Annotated in this window: 12 protein-coding genes; 2 read left to right on the forward strand and 10 right to left on the reverse strand. The window is 53.6% G+C overall.

Features of this window, described 5'->3' with window-relative positions; translation table 11 throughout:
• Window positions 1-360: 360 nt before the first annotated feature.
• The 4 genes from cydB to cydD are packed head-to-tail and all read right to left on the reverse strand — an operon-like array spanning window position 361 to window position 6,304.
• Window positions 361-1,440 carry a cytochrome d ubiquinol oxidase subunit II gene (gene cydB / locus F1593_RS25690; RefSeq protein ID WP_149404414.1) on the reverse strand — a complete coding sequence of 360 codons (1,080 nt, stop codon included), beginning with the start codon at window positions 1,438-1,440 and terminating at the stop codon, window positions 361-363.
• A gap of 25 nt (window positions 1,441-1,465) precedes the next feature.
• On the reverse strand, window positions 1,466-2,833 hold the full coding sequence (locus tag F1593_RS25695) for a cytochrome ubiquinol oxidase subunit I (protein ID WP_149404415.1): 1,368 nt from the start codon (window positions 2,831-2,833) through the stop codon (window positions 1,466-1,468).
• A gap of 19 nt (window positions 2,834-2,852) precedes the next feature.
• A complete protein-coding gene (gene cydC, locus F1593_RS25700) occupies window positions 2,853-4,604 on the reverse strand; it encodes a thiol reductant ABC exporter subunit CydC (RefSeq protein ID WP_149404416.1) in 1,752 nt (583 codons plus the stop codon).
• A complete protein-coding gene (gene cydD, locus F1593_RS25705) occupies window positions 4,601-6,304 on the reverse strand; it encodes a thiol reductant ABC exporter subunit CydD (protein WP_172632448.1) in 1,704 nt (567 codons plus the stop codon). The genes cydC and cydD overlap by 4 nt, the downstream gene beginning before the upstream one ends.
• Window positions 6,305-6,647: 343 nt before the next feature.
• On the opposite strand from cydD, the gene F1593_RS25710 reads away from it, so the two are divergent.
• Window positions 6,648-7,154 (forward strand): hypothetical protein, encoded by a 507-nt coding sequence (locus F1593_RS25710; protein WP_149404418.1) that lies wholly within the window; start codon window positions 6,648-6,650, stop codon window positions 7,152-7,154.
• An 88-nt stretch (window positions 7,155-7,242) separates the two neighbouring features.
• On the opposite strand, the gene F1593_RS25715 is transcribed toward F1593_RS25710, so the two are convergent.
• From F1593_RS25715 to F1593_RS25735, 6 genes are all read right to left on the reverse strand, one after another.
• A complete protein-coding gene (locus tag F1593_RS25715) occupies window positions 7,243-8,106 on the reverse strand; it encodes an ABC transporter permease (protein WP_235932706.1) in 864 nt (287 codons plus the stop codon).
• The gene (locus F1593_RS25720; protein WP_149404419.1) at window positions 8,063-8,863 is read right to left on the reverse strand and encodes an ATP-binding cassette domain-containing protein; all 801 of its coding nucleotides are present in this window, start codon (window positions 8,861-8,863) and stop codon (window positions 8,063-8,065) included. The genes F1593_RS25715 and F1593_RS25720 overlap by 44 nt, the downstream gene beginning before the upstream one ends.
• Before the next feature lie 6 nt (window positions 8,864-8,869).
• Window positions 8,870-9,289: a MarR family winged helix-turn-helix transcriptional regulator gene (locus F1593_RS25725; RefSeq protein WP_149404420.1), complete on the reverse strand. Its 420-nt coding sequence runs from the start codon at window positions 9,287-9,289 to the stop codon at window positions 8,870-8,872.
• A 152-nt stretch (window positions 9,290-9,441) separates the two neighbouring features.
• Window positions 9,442-10,809, reverse strand: coding sequence for a cytochrome P450 (locus F1593_RS25730; protein WP_149404421.1), 1,368 nt, complete (start codon window positions 10,807-10,809; stop codon window positions 9,442-9,444).
• Window positions 10,793-10,918 carry a hypothetical protein gene (locus F1593_RS29680; RefSeq protein WP_268907088.1) on the reverse strand — a complete coding sequence of 42 codons (126 nt, stop codon included), beginning with the start codon at window positions 10,916-10,918 and terminating at the stop codon, window positions 10,793-10,795. Before F1593_RS29680 ends, F1593_RS25730 begins: the two co-directional genes overlap by 17 nt.
• A gap of 8 nt (window positions 10,919-10,926) precedes the next feature.
• On the reverse strand, window positions 10,927-11,613 hold the full coding sequence (locus F1593_RS25735; RefSeq protein ID WP_149404422.1) for a winged helix-turn-helix transcriptional regulator: 687 nt from the start codon (window positions 11,611-11,613) through the stop codon (window positions 10,927-10,929).
• 154 nt (window positions 11,614-11,767) lie between these two features.
• Here F1593_RS25735 and gap point away from each other — a divergent pair, with 154 nt between their 5' ends.
• Window positions 11,768-12,781 carry a type I glyceraldehyde-3-phosphate dehydrogenase gene (gene gap, locus F1593_RS25740; protein WP_149404423.1) on the forward strand — a complete coding sequence of 338 codons (1,014 nt, stop codon included), beginning with the start codon at window positions 11,768-11,770 and terminating at the stop codon, window positions 12,779-12,781.
• Window positions 12,782-13,256: the final 475 nt, after the last annotated feature.

Consider the following 13,256-nt stretch of genomic DNA (forward strand, 5'->3'; position numbering starts at 1 on the left):
GGAGACGGAGAGCCAGGCTGGAAAACCCTCTGGAAAGGTTGGCTATACATCCAAACGCTTGTAGAAGGAATTCACCTGGCTTCTGAACTCACACTTGAATAGAAATATGTGGGTAACAGACAGGGTTGCGACCTCGGCACGCACCTACATTTCTCCATCATCATTCCAGGTATGTGAACCGTATTGGGGAGCACCCTGAACCATGAGGTTGGGAGCAATTTCAGGAGAAACATGCCCAATATCGCATACAATGATCAAAAACGTAGAGGCTGTGTGAAAAGTAGTTTCGCCTGGCCTGCGAAGCCAACTGAAGATAATCAGTGAGCGCTTTTCACACAGCCTCTACGTTGATGATTTGAATTAGCCAGCAAGACCGGATTCACCGGTTTTGGCTGTGTTGGCCTGGGGTTCGCGGGTGACTTTTACTTTGCCCCAGAAGAGGCGGTAGGTGATGGTGAAGTAGATGATCGCCAGGAGAATGCCCAGACTCCACCAGATGAGTCCAACGGTCTGGCCGTAGAGCGAGGATGAGGTGCTGGCAATGGTCAGGCCGGGCACTGCTGTAACGGATGGTAGGACGGTCGGATAAAGGCTGCTGGCGGCACTGCTGAGCATGCCCAGGATAAAGATGGCCGAGGAGAAGAAGGCTGGCAGATCATTCCGCTTCAGATTGAAGTAACCCATGCCTGCCAATCCAGCCAGTGCAATCAAGGGAAAGATGATTTCCCAGGGTCGCTGACTGAAACTTTCCCGGATGAGCGGTTGCACGGAGAAGGAGGCAATTGTGCCGAGAATTCCCAGTACGATGGTAGCGATCCAGGCCCAACGGGCGATGCGCCGCGCCCGCGCATTGAGATCTCCTTCGGTTTTGACGGCGATATAGCTGGAACCATGGGCGGTCAGGACTGCCAGCGCCAGCAGGCCGATCAGGATGGTATACCAGTCCAGGACGCCGGGATTCGAGCTGTAGGGATTAAAATCTGTCCACAAGGCGACAAAGAAGTAGTTGTCGGGATTCAAGGGCACACCACGAATGACGTTCCCCAGGGCAGCCCCAAAGAAGATCGCCAGCAGGGCGCTCCCAATGAAAAAGGTGCCATCCCAGAAGGAGCGCCAGACGGAACTGGGTATATGCGACCGCAATTCGATAGCGATCCCCCGCAACATGAGGAGCCAGAGGACGATAATCAGCGGCAGATAGAAGCCGCTAAAACTTGAGGCGTAGAGCAGTGGGAAGGCAAAAAAGAGCGTCCCACCAGCCGCAATTAACCAGACTTCATTGCCATCCCAGATTGGGCCGATGGCCTGCAAGATGGCCCGCCGCTCATCTTCATTGCGGGCCGCGAAGAGATGGATGATGCCAGCGCCCAGATCAAAACCATCCAGAATGACATAGATGGTGAGCATGAGCGCGACCAGTATAAACCAGAGTGTCTGCATCGTCTTTTCCTGATCCTTTCCGATCTTAGTATTTCAGGCTGAACGCTTCGCTATCCGCTGCATCCCCGACGGCTTCCGCACGGGGACCACGCACAGCTTCGACGACGACCAGGATCACATATAACAGTCCCAGCAGCAGGTAGATCCCGGCAAAACCGAGTAGCGTGAAGAGGATATTCCCGGCCGTGACGGTGGTCGATGATCCTTGCGCCGTCGGGAGGAGTCCATAGATGATCCACGGTTGCCGACCCATCTCGGTGGTAAACCAGCCAGCAGTATTGGCAATAAAGGGAAAAGGCGTTGCCAGTATCAAGATCCAGAGCATCCATTTGTTGGTGAAGAGCCAGCGCCGCCAGAGGCAGAGTGTTGCCAGCGCCATGATCCCCAGAAAGAAAGTGCCCAGTCCGACCATGATATGATAGGCATAATACAGCGCAATCGTCGTATCTGGTCGCTGATTGGGCGGAATGGCATCCAGTCCCTTGACTTCAGCCGACCAGTGTTTATAGGTCAGGAAGCTAAGCACGCCAGGCACGACAATCGGATTATCAAGCGTCCCGTTCTGGGGATCAGGCTGTCCCAGAATGACGATATCGGCTCCCTTCTGCGTCTTAAAGAGTCCCTCCATCGCCGCCAGCTTGGCAGGCTGATATTGCGCCACCTGATTCCCCTCCATGTCTCCACTGGGATAGAGCTGAATCGCACTGGCAATCAAGCCTGCGATGATGCCAACTCTGAGAAAGAGGCGACCATAGTCCAGATGCTGCTTCGCCAGCGTATAATACGCTCCCAGACCAGTCATAAAGAAGGCGCCTGTGATGACGGCTCCGCTCATAGTGTGCAGATACTGCGGAAATATCCAGGGATTGAAGAGCACCGCCCAGTAGTTGTTGATATGCAAGCGACCGTTCGAGGCCAGCACATAGCCAACTGGATGCTGCATCCAGGCGTTGGAGGCGATGATAAAGGCACCCGAAGCCCAGGTTCCCAACCAGATCATAAAGGCCGAGAACCAGTGTATCTTTTGTCCAAAGACGCGTTCACCAAACAGAAAAATACCCAAAAAAGCGGATTCAAGGAAGAAGGCAAAGGCCCCTTCCATCGCGAGCGTCTGCGCAATGATATCGCCCGCATAGGTCGAGAAACGTGCCCAGTTGGTGCCAAACTGGAACTCCATCGGGATACCTGTCACGACACCGGCGACAAAGGTGACCGCGAAGATCTTACCCCAGAAGCGGGCCGCAGTATTATAGCGTTCATCTTTACGCCACAGATAGAGCGACTTGAGAATCAGGAGCAAGAGCGCCAATCCCATCGTCAATTGCGGGAAAAGATAGTGATAGCCAACAGTAAAGGCAAATTGCAGACGCGAAAACAAGGTTGGATCATTCATAATTTCTCGTAACCTTCCTTTATACCAGCAACAACAGATCGTTTTGTTGCTCAAGCATCCGTCGATACAGGCCATCCTCGCGGGCCAGTTGGGTATGCACGCCGCGCTGGCGAATCTCGCCCTGCTCCACGACAAGGATCTCGTCAAAATGTTCCATAGCGACCAGGCGATGCGTAATCATGATCGCAGTGCGTCCGTGCATCAATTCATCCAGCGTATCCAGAAACGCGCGCTCGGTCAATGGATCGAGATTGGCTGTGGGCTCATCCAGTAATAAGAGCGGCGCGTCTTTGAGCAAGGCACGCGCCAGTGCCAGACGTTGCCGCTCACCACCCGAGAGCCGTAAACCTTGCTCACCAATCCAGGTATCCAATCCTTCAGGAAGCTGGCTGACAACCGCCGCCAGACCGGCCTGTATCACTGCCTGCTCTAATTCTTGCTCGCTTGCATCGGGGCGAGCCAGCAAGATATTATTGCAGACCGTATTATTAAAAATGTAGGTATCCTGGGACATCACGCTACTGGCGGCACGCGCTTCCTGTAAAGGATAGTTCCGTATATCCTCTCCATACAAACGCAGCGTGCCCCAAGAGACATCCCAGAAGCGCACAGCCAGATTGACCAGCGTGCTTTTCCCCGATCCACTGGGACCGACAATTGCGATCCGCTGCCCCCCATGGACCGCAAACGAGATCCCTTTTAACACCTCGCTCCCACCGGCCTCATAGGCGAAATGCACCTGCTCAAACTCCAGGAGCGGCCCCTCAGAAGCAAGCTTGCCGGGCAAGACAAGAGGATCAGCACGCTCAAGCACCAGCGGAGCCTCATCGGTGAGCGCGAAGATGCGTTCACCCGCCGCCAGCGAATGTCCCAATGTCTGGAATGCCTGGGCAATAGGTTGCAGGGCTTCAAAACTCGCCAGGATCACGAGAGCCAGAAAAGCCAGATAGACGCCACTGATACTTTGGGCCCCGATCAGCGGAATCGCCACCAGGAGAATGGTCCACAGCCCCAGATTCATCAGCAAAACATTGAGTGCTTGCTGTAAACCCGTAATATTCGCCATTCTCTTCTGTACCTGACTCAACTGCTGATCCAGCCCCGTCAGCTTTCCCAATTGAGCGCTGGCACCGCCAAAGGCCAGCAGATCCTGGATACCCTGGATGCTATCCACGACAAGCGCATTCAGATCGGCGCGGACCGAGATCTGCCGCCGTCCCAGACCACGCGAGAGCAGTCCCGTCAGGAGCGGAATGCCCACTCCGGCGACAAGATAGAAAGAGAGCGCGATCCAGCCCAGCAGAGGACTGAAGAGGGCAAACAGGGCGTAGGTTAAACCACCAAGTACGATTGCCACCACAAATGGCGAGACGCTACGCAGATAAAAATTTTGCAATTCATCGACATCGGCCACCAGCCGAGTCAGGATGTCGCCGCTTCGGTAGCCGAGCAGATTGGCGGGTACCAGTGGTTCAAGGCGTGCATAGACTTTCGTGCGCAGTTGGGCTAGCAAACGAAAGGTGATATCGTGGGAAACCAATCGTTCAGCATAGCGTGAGACGGCCCGCGAAACGCCCATAAAGCGCACCATGTAGATCGGTAAGGTCAGCGTTAAGAGCAAGGGTTGCAGGGCCGCCGCTGAAATGACATAGGCAGCCAGCGCCAGTAGCAGCACATTGCTGGCGATCATCACACTCCCGAGAAAGATAGCCACCACAATCAGGCCGCTGAAAGGCAAGAGATAGGAGAGCAAACGCAGAAAGGTCTTCATAAAGCCACCACTTCTTCTTCATGGGCATGCAACAAGCGGGCATAGAGGCCGGACTGCTGCAAGAGATCCGCATGCTGTCCCAGTTCTACCAGCTTGCCAGTCGCGAGGACCGCAATCTGATCCGCATGGGCGATGGTATTGAGCCGATGGGCGATCACCAGGACGGTACGCTGCTGCATCAAGCGCTGGAGCGCTTGCCGAATCAGGGCTTCGCTATGGATATCCAGATGAGAGGTCGGCTCATCCAGGATCAGGAGTGGAGCATCTTTCAGGAAGGCACGGGCCAGCGCCAGCCTTTGGATCTGTCCGGCACTCAGGCGAGCGCCCTGTTCACCAATCATGGTATCGTAGCCCTGCGGCAACTGTACAATAAACTCGGCCGCGCCAGCCAGCTCAGCAGCCATCTGGAGTTCAAGCGCTCTGGCAGCGGGCCGCGCCAGCAGAATGTTGTCCCGTACTGTCCCATAAAACAAATGGGGGCGCTGCGGCACCAGCGCAATCTGCTCCCGCCATTGCTCAAGAGAAAGCTCGGAGCGCGCGCGACCATTGATGAGGATATTCCCCTCCTGCGGCTCCTGAAAGCGCAGCAGGAGATTGACCAGCGTACTCTTACCAGCGCCGCTCTGTCCCACCAGCGCGGTACAGGTATGCATCGGCAGCGTCAGGCTGACATCGGACAGAGCTGGCTGCTCGGCCTGGGGATAGGTATAGGTCAGATTATGACAGGTCAATGCGATCTTACCCGCACCGCCCCCCTCTGGAACAGGCTGTTCTTCACTCTTCGACAACTCATCCCTGGCAACGGGCGTGCGCAGGATCTCTTGCAAGCGGATCGCGGCGGCCTTGCCCTCCATGCCAGCATGGCGATGGACACCCAGGTCGCGCAGTGGACGATAGAACTCTGGTGCCAGCAGCAGAATCAGAAACGCATTCTGGAAAGAGATCCCGCCATCCAATAAGCGGATACCCAATGTCACGGCCACCAGTCCAATTGCGACCGTGGTGAGAAACTCCAGCACGCCCCCGGAGAGAAATGCCAGACGCAGCACCTTCAAGGTCTTGTCCCGCACTCCATTGCTGGCTCGCTCAACCCGTTCCTGCTCGGCCGCGCTACGACCAAAGAGCTTCAAGGTCGGTAGACCCTGCACGGCATCCAGAAATTGCGCCCCCATACGTGAGAGCGCCGTCCATTGCCGCTGCATATGCACCTCGGCATAGCTGCCAACCAGGATCATTAAGAGCGGAATAATAGGACAGGTGATCAATAAAATCAGGGCACTCCCCCAATCCAGAGGAAAGACGTAACACGCGATCAATAGTGGAACCAGCACGCTCAAATACATCTGTGGCAAATAGCGACTGAGATAGGCATCCAGACGTTCGATGCCCTCGCTCGCCGTCGTCACCAGTTCTCCGGTGCGCTCATCTCTGGTATAGGCAGGCCCCAGGGCGAAGAGATGCGCAAAGAGCTTCTCACGCAACTCGGCTTTGGCCCGCATCGCACCACGTTGTGCACTCACCTCGCGTATCCACACCAGCCCCACCTGCACCAGGATTGCCGCCAGCAAAAACAGCAAGAAACGCCAGTTCTGGGCCAGATTCTGCCGTAGCAGAAATACTTGATTGACAATATGACTTAGAAGCGTCATCTGCACAATCGTGATCACGGTTCCAAATAAACTGATGAGGACAGTCAGCATAACAGCTATTCTTGCGTGCTTCATCCCTCGAAAAAGTTCGCTATTCACCAAAAACCTCTGATGACTTTCTAGCGTTCAAGCATTCAACTAGCTTCTCGCTCCATTTCCTGATCATGAACAATAGACACTCAAACAGAAGGAGAAACCGATGATAGCATAAAGGAAATTTCTGTTAAAAAAATACAAAATTCTCTTCCTTCATTTACAACACGAATTTTTGCTGACAATTGTTTCGAAAATGCCCCCTATTTCGACGAGGAATATAAAAAACAGTATATCACTCCCTTTCCACATTTTTGGTGATAAAATAGATAACTGGGATATTTATAAAGTAGGAGACACAATGTCATTAAGTGATCTGGCAAGTATTGCAATTATCGTTCAAGGTGTTTTTTTCATTATTTCCATTTTCTTAGTCTGGTATCAATTGCGCGAGAATACCAATCTGACCCGGGCCGCCAATACGCAAAAACTCGTCGAGATAGCGACACCCTTTAATTTTCAACTTGCCCAGAGCCGCGACCTCACTAAACTCTGGCAGCAGGGACCACAGCATTTCAATGATATGGATGAGATTGATCGCGAGCGCTATTTCAGCCTGTTGACATGGTGGTTGATGCTCCACGAGAATATCTATCATCAATGGCGCAAAAAGCTGGTCGAACAAGACACCTATCTCTCCTGGACCCAAGACCTGGAATATTTCATCCAGAGGCAACGCATTCACCAGCACTGGACCACCCTGCAGGTCTTTTTTGAAGATTCCTTTGCCGAACATGTCATGATCATCATCGAACGTCAAACAAAAGAAACCAGCATCGCCACCACAAACATGCCCGAATGCGTCTGACATGATAATATCTTTGGGTTCACCCCAAAACCATACAGAAGGCCCGATTCTCTCGCAGCGAGAGAATCGGGCCTTCGACGCAGGTTAACTATTGGATGATGCGTGGATAGAGGTTAGAGCCGATAATCACGAGGACAATGGTGACGACAGCGAGGATACCAAAGTCGAGGCCGATGGTATTCAAATTGATCGCTGCATCCGCAATCATCAATGAACGAATGCCATCGACAACGTAGGAGAGCGGGTTGATATGCGCGATGACCTGGAGCGGCTTGGGCATGATGTCGATGGGATAGATGGCGTTGCTGGCAAAGAAGAGTGGCATCGTCAAGACCTGTCCAATTCCCATTACGCGATCACGTGTTTTCAGCAAACATGCGATGATCAGGGAGAAGGTTGAGAAACAGGCTGCGCCCAGGATGGCGAAGATGCAGACTCCTAGCAGGGCCAGTGGATTGTAGTTCATCCTGACACCCAGGATCAGTGCGAGCATGTAGATGATCAGTGCCTGCGGGAGGGCTCGGATGCCTGCCGAAAGGGCTTTCCCCAAAACCAGTGAACCGCGCGGCGTGGGACTGGCTAAAAATTTGTGGATTACCCCTAAATCCCGCTCCCAGACGACGGCGATTCCTCCGAAGATGGCGAGGAAGAGGACGCTCTGGGAGAGGATACCGGGGGCCATGAATTCCAGATAGCTCATATTACCGGTCGGGATGGCGCGAATGCGGGTAAAGGTTTCGCCAAAGACCAGCAGCCAGAGGACGGGTTGAACGGCACGCGTGATCAGATCGCTGAAGTCATGCCGGAGCTTACGGATCTCCCATTCGGCAATCGTAAAGGTCTTGAGAAAGAAGTCGGCGATGACTGCCAGAGGCGTGGTCGGTTGCGCCTGACTCACAATAGGGGTATTAGCCAAGTCGGCGGGCTGTGCGTCTTGCTCGTGAAGCTTCACGGTAGCTACCTCCAGATTCCAGGGCATCGCCTGCATAATGAACAAAAACGTCGTCAAGGGTGGCATTTTCGATGCCGATATTGGCCTTAAGCTCGGCGGGCGTGCCAATGACGGCGATCTGGCCCCGATGCATAATACCAATACGTGTGCAGAGGCTATCGGCCTCCTCCATCGAATGGGTCGTGACAAAAATAGTCATATTGGAATCGGCGCGCAGATCCATCAGATGATCCCAGATTGCCTGCCGGGCGATAGGATCAAGTCCCACGGTGGGCTCATCCAGAAAGAGGACGCTGGGCTGGTGGAGCAGGGATTGCGCGACCTCCAGACGCCGGATCATGCCGCCGGAATAGGTGCGCACCAATTGTTTGCCGACATCCAGCAGGCCAACATAAGAGAGGACCTCATTGATGCGCTGCGTACGGATAGCCCGTGGTACATCATAGAGCTTGGCAAATATTAGCAAATTCTCAAAACCAGTCAGATTGCCATCCGCCGAGAGGGCCTGGGGCACATAGCCCAGACTATGGCGCACCGCCGTTGTCTGCTGGACAATATCAAAGCCGTTCACAGATGCCCGCCCAGAGCTTGGACTGAGGAGGGTCGTGAGCATCTTGATGGTCGTGCTCTTACCGGCCCCATTGGGACCAAGCAGGCCAAAGACCTCACCCTTCTCAACACTCAAGCTGACATCGTTGACGGCTGCATGGTCCCCAAACATTTTGACAAGATGGGATACTTCAATGATCGCAGTCATTTTTGGTTAATTCTCCAGGTCCTTATATTCCGCCACTTCCAGAAGCTTCTCGATCAAACGTTGTAGCTCCTGCTGCTCCTGTACAGCGAGATGTTCCAACAGATGAGCCAGCGAGGCACGTCTTTGTTCGCGCACACTCTCAATCTGGGATGCTCCCTGCTCGGTCAGGGCAACCAGCACCACACGTTCATCCTCAATCTGGCGTGTGCGCGTTACCCAGCCTATCTTTTCCAGTCGCTTGCAGGCTACCGTCGCTGACCCCGTCGTGATTCCCAATCCCTGCGCCAGTTCACTCATACTCTTAGGACCAAAGCGTTGCAGGCGGCGCAAAAGCCAGTACTGCTCCGGCGTCATATCCGTATGCCTGAGTGGACGCAACAGACGGGTCAGCAATAATAGATCTTCAGTTAAGCGCTCCGTATTCATACATTTCCCTTTGATGATAAATTATTTGGATCATCAAAGTAATTATAATTAATCGATCTCTCGCACGTCAAGCCAGGAAAAGACAAAGCAGAATTTTCTGTGGAGAAGAGGCAACAAACCCTCGTAGCAGCCACCATTCACCTGTCCGAGAATTAACGCGCTTCCACCAGCACGGACAAGCCACCTTTGGGACGCAGCGTGACAAGCTGCTCGGCAATGACCTTGTAGCCTGGCAGCGGTCGCACTCGATAGCGTTGGGCAATGGTTGCCAATACCAGCGTCGCCTCCATCAAAGCAAACGAGTTCCCGATGCATTGGCGCGGCCCACCGCTAAACGGAAAATAGGCAAATTGCGGTCGGCCCGCCGACCGTTCAGGCGTAAAACGCTCAGGATCAAAGCGCTCGGGATCCTCCCAATAGGCGGGATGGCGATGTACGACATATGAGCTGGCGACCATATTCGATCTGGCGGGTATGCGATAGCCACAAATTTCGTCTTCCGCGATGCTCGTGCGGGGTACCCCTGTCGTCGCGGGATAGATCCGCAATGTCTCATCTATGACCATGCGGGTATAGGGTAATTCACTCAGATCCTCAAAAGTAGGGAGCCGCCCGTGTAAGGCATCCACAATCTCTGCATACATCCGCTGCTCGGACTCGGGATGCTGGGAGAGCAGATAGAAGGCCCAGGTGAGAGTTGTCGCAGTGGTCTCGTGACCGGCCAGCAGCATCGTAATCATCTCATCGTGCAATTGCTTATCGCTCATGCCGCCATTGGTATCGGCATCGCGGGCTTTGAGAAACATCGAGAGCAGATCGCCCTTATCCTCGTCTAAAGCGCGTCGTTCGGCGATCAGCTTGTAGACAAAGGTGTCCAATTGCGCACGCGCCTCTTGATACAGACGGTTGCGTCTGGTTGGCACAAAAGAAGGCGGCATGATATGCGAGAGGCTATATTGAATATAGCTGAGAGCGCTGCCAAAAGCGGCGCCAATCTGATCGGCATCTCGCGTGACATCGATGCTAAAGAGCGCCTCAGCAACAATCTGGAGCGTGATCCGCATCATCTCATGCACGAGATCAAAGCTTTCTTGCTTGCGCTCATAGTCACGCCAGTGCGCTACTGTCTCTACCGCAGCGCGCGTCATCATCGGAGCCAGAGCCGCGATGCGTTGGCGATGAAAGGCTGGCTGCGCAAGCCGCCGCTGCCGCAGCCAGGACGCTCCGTCGGTCGTTAACAATCCCTCGTTCCCCAGCAAAGACTCGAACTGTTTATGCGCACTGGCCCGCGCATAGTTCTGACTGTTGCGCCGCAACATATAATCAATCCCATCGGGATCAGAGATCATATACACGTAGATCGAACCCAGCGCCCGAAAGCGCAACACATCGCCATATTGCCGCTGCATACGCAGGAATAAGCCAACGCTATCCTTTTGAAGCGCCCGCAAGTTCTCTCCAAAGAGTCCATTCCGAGGTCCGGGGGCCTCTTTTAAGCTCCCCTCATTTGTCTGTGCCATAGTTCTCTTCCTTAATACCTTCTATCCCGAGCAAATATCTATTCGCGTCGCTGGCAAGAATTTCAGCAAGAGGTACGATATCACCGCCAATCACTTTAGTATACATCATAACCCCTTTCACACTTCTGGCTTGAAGGCCGGGCTTTGCCAGGTGGGCGGAGAGAAGAGGTCGAGGAATTGAGGGAAGAGGTCGGGATTGCCGCTGAGATGGAGTGTGCCTGCCGCAAGTGCCTCCTCAGTTGAGCATTGCTGTAAACGTAATTGGAAAAACGTTTCAACATCTACCATGACCACAAGATTCGGATTCGTTGCAATTCCATGCTTTACTTCAAGCACACCATTGGCAATCTGTAGCGTGTAGATCTCGTTATCTTCAAAGCACAGTTCATAGGTCGCCTGAATATGATGTGCAGCTTCGGGATTGAAGTTTTCACGCAACTCCAGCACCAGTGTCACAGGCCGTAGCGTCTGTTCCGGCTGGCGCGGGCCACGTGATTTTGCTCCCCAGCGGGTCATAGCCGTTATAATAGCATCGAGTTCCTGTCCATACTCGGTCAACTCATAGACGGTTGAACCGGCGGGCGGTGGCAGCACACGGCGCTGAATGATGTTTGACTGCTCTAACTCTTTCAGCCGAGCCGCAAGAATGTTGGTGCCAATGCCAGGCAAGCCATACAACAAATCTTTATAGCGTTTTGGCCCCAGCAATAAATCGCGCACAATCAACAGCGTCCAGCGCTCTCCCAAAAGATCGAGTGCATAGGCCAGAGAACAATATTGGTGGTAGCTTCGCTTATTTATCATGCCTCCAGTATAGCATAATTCCTATGCAAAGAACAACCAACGGCTTGCTTTACTATTAGCAGACACTTGCAATTTTAAATTCATTACTATATAATTTGAAAGTGACGTCACTCACAAAAGAAAAAATAGTAGCGACAGAAAGTAGAACACAACAATGGTTACACGTATCGGTATCAACGGCTTCGGGCGCATTGGTCGGCAATCATTGAAGGCCATCCTCGAACGCTATCCAGATGAGCTTGAGATTGTTGCCATCAACGATCTCACTGATCCACAGACGAATGCACACTTGCTCAAATATGATTCTACTTATGGGCGTTTCCCTCATCAGGTGCAGGCAACCGAGAAGGCGCTAATCGTGCGGGATCAGACGATCCAGGTCACAGCTCAGCGTGATCCTGCGCAGATCCCCTGGGGTGAACTGGGTGTCGATATTGTCATCGAGTCGACCGGCCTCTTCACGAACGCCGATAAGGCCGCCGCTCATCTGAAAGCAGGGGCCAAAAAGGTTATTATTTCGGCACCTGCGGAAGGGGAAGATATCACTCTCGTGCAGAGTGTCAATGGACAGAACTATGATCCAACTCGCCACCATATTATTTCCAATGGCTCCTGTACCACCCATTGTCTCTCGCTCACGGCCTCCGTGCTCAGCCAGACCTTCGGGATTGAAAGTGGCTTCCTGACCACCATCCACTCCTATACCAATGATCAGAGCATTCTGGATCAGATGCACAAAGATCTACGCCGTGCTCGTGCTGCGGCAGCCAATATTATCCCAACCACCACGGGTGCGGCGCGTGCAGTGGCGCGGGTACTCCCCGAATTAGCGGGCCGCTTCAATGGGATATCGATGCGTGTGCCGACGATTACGGTCTGTGCAGCCGATCTGGTGATCACAACCAGCAAAGAGGTGTCGGTCAAGGCTATCAATGCCGCCTTCCAGGAAGCCGCCGCTGGCTCACTCAAAGGCTATCTTGGCTATACGCAAGAGCCGCTGGTGTCCTCCGATTTCCGTGGTGATCCGCGCTCTGCCATTATTGACGGCCTCTCCACCATGGTCGTTGGCAGGCACTCTCTCAAGGTGATTGCCTGGTATGACAATGAGTGGAGCTATGCGAACAGCGTCGCCAATCTCGCCCAATTTGTGGCCCAGAAAGGCATCTAAGATAGAGTAGCGAGCAGCCGAGGTGCGCTTTCCCCTTCACGTACCACCATCTCGCCCCAACGCGCTGACATGATGGGATCTGATGGGATCACCTACTCCAACAAATGAGGGGAAAGAGGAAGACAACCCAGAGAAAAAGGAGGCACCCTTTGTTGACAGCACCGGGGTGCAGCCGCCATCTGAAGAGGGAGTGCACCCCAATACCGCTTCAATAAGGAGAATGTGGAATGCCGATGCATCCGTAGATGCCACCCTTCACGGGTGGAGGGGCATTGCCATCACGCCCCAAAGCCGCACCAGAGCAGGCGGGAAGGAGAGCCAGTGCGAGAGGGTCGTGGCCCTCCACCCGTGAGAACTTATCCGAAAACGTGGAAGGAGATGATAGAATCAAGAACAAGGAAAGGAACACGAATCCCCCAAGCAAAGGAGAAACCAAGATGGCCCGAACCAAACCGTGGGAAGTCAGTGACCAATT

Origin of the sequence: Dictyobacter arantiisoli (assembly GCF_008326305.1) — a bacterium.
In the GTDB taxonomy this organism is placed as follows: Bacteria; Chloroflexota; Ktedonobacteria; order Ktedonobacterales; family Ktedonobacteraceae; genus Dictyobacter; species Dictyobacter arantiisoli.

What these genes read in the sequence shown, in the direction of transcription:
- F1593_RS25730 (WP_149404421.1), bottom strand. Translation starts at nt 10,809, where the DNA reads ATGGCACAGACAAATGAGGGGAGCTTAAAAGAGGCCCCCGGACCTCGG.
- F1593_RS25725 (WP_149404420.1), bottom strand. Translation starts at nt 9,289, where the DNA reads ATGAATACGGAGCGCTTAACTGAAGATCTATTATTGCTGACCCGTCTG.
- cydC (WP_149404416.1), bottom strand. Translation starts at nt 4,604, where the DNA reads ATGAAGACCTTTCTGCGTTTGCTCTCCTATCTCTTGCCTTTCAGCGGC.
- F1593_RS25710 (WP_149404418.1), top strand. Translation starts at nt 6,648, where the DNA reads ATGTCATTAAGTGATCTGGCAAGTATTGCAATTATCGTTCAAGGTGTT.
- F1593_RS29680 (WP_268907088.1), bottom strand. Translation starts at nt 10,918, where the DNA reads ATGATGTATACTAAAGTGATTGGCGGTGATATCGTACCTCTTGCTGAA.
- F1593_RS25735 (WP_149404422.1), bottom strand. Translation starts at nt 11,613, where the DNA reads ATGATAAATAAGCGAAGCTACCACCAATATTGTTCTCTGGCCTATGCA.
- gap (WP_149404423.1), top strand. Translation starts at nt 11,768, where the DNA reads ATGGTTACACGTATCGGTATCAACGGCTTCGGGCGCATTGGTCGGCAA.
- cydD (WP_172632448.1), bottom strand. Translation starts at nt 6,304, where the DNA reads ATGCTGACTGTCCTCATCAGTTTATTTGGAACCGTGATCACGATTGTG.
- F1593_RS25695 (WP_149404415.1), bottom strand. Translation starts at nt 2,833, where the DNA reads ATGAATGATCCAACCTTGTTTTCGCGTCTGCAATTTGCCTTTACTGTT.
- cydB (WP_149404414.1), bottom strand. Translation starts at nt 1,440, where the DNA reads ATGCAGACACTCTGGTTTATACTGGTCGCGCTCATGCTCACCATCTAT.
- F1593_RS25720 (WP_149404419.1), bottom strand. Translation starts at nt 8,863, where the DNA reads ATGACTGCGATCATTGAAGTATCCCATCTTGTCAAAATGTTTGGGGAC.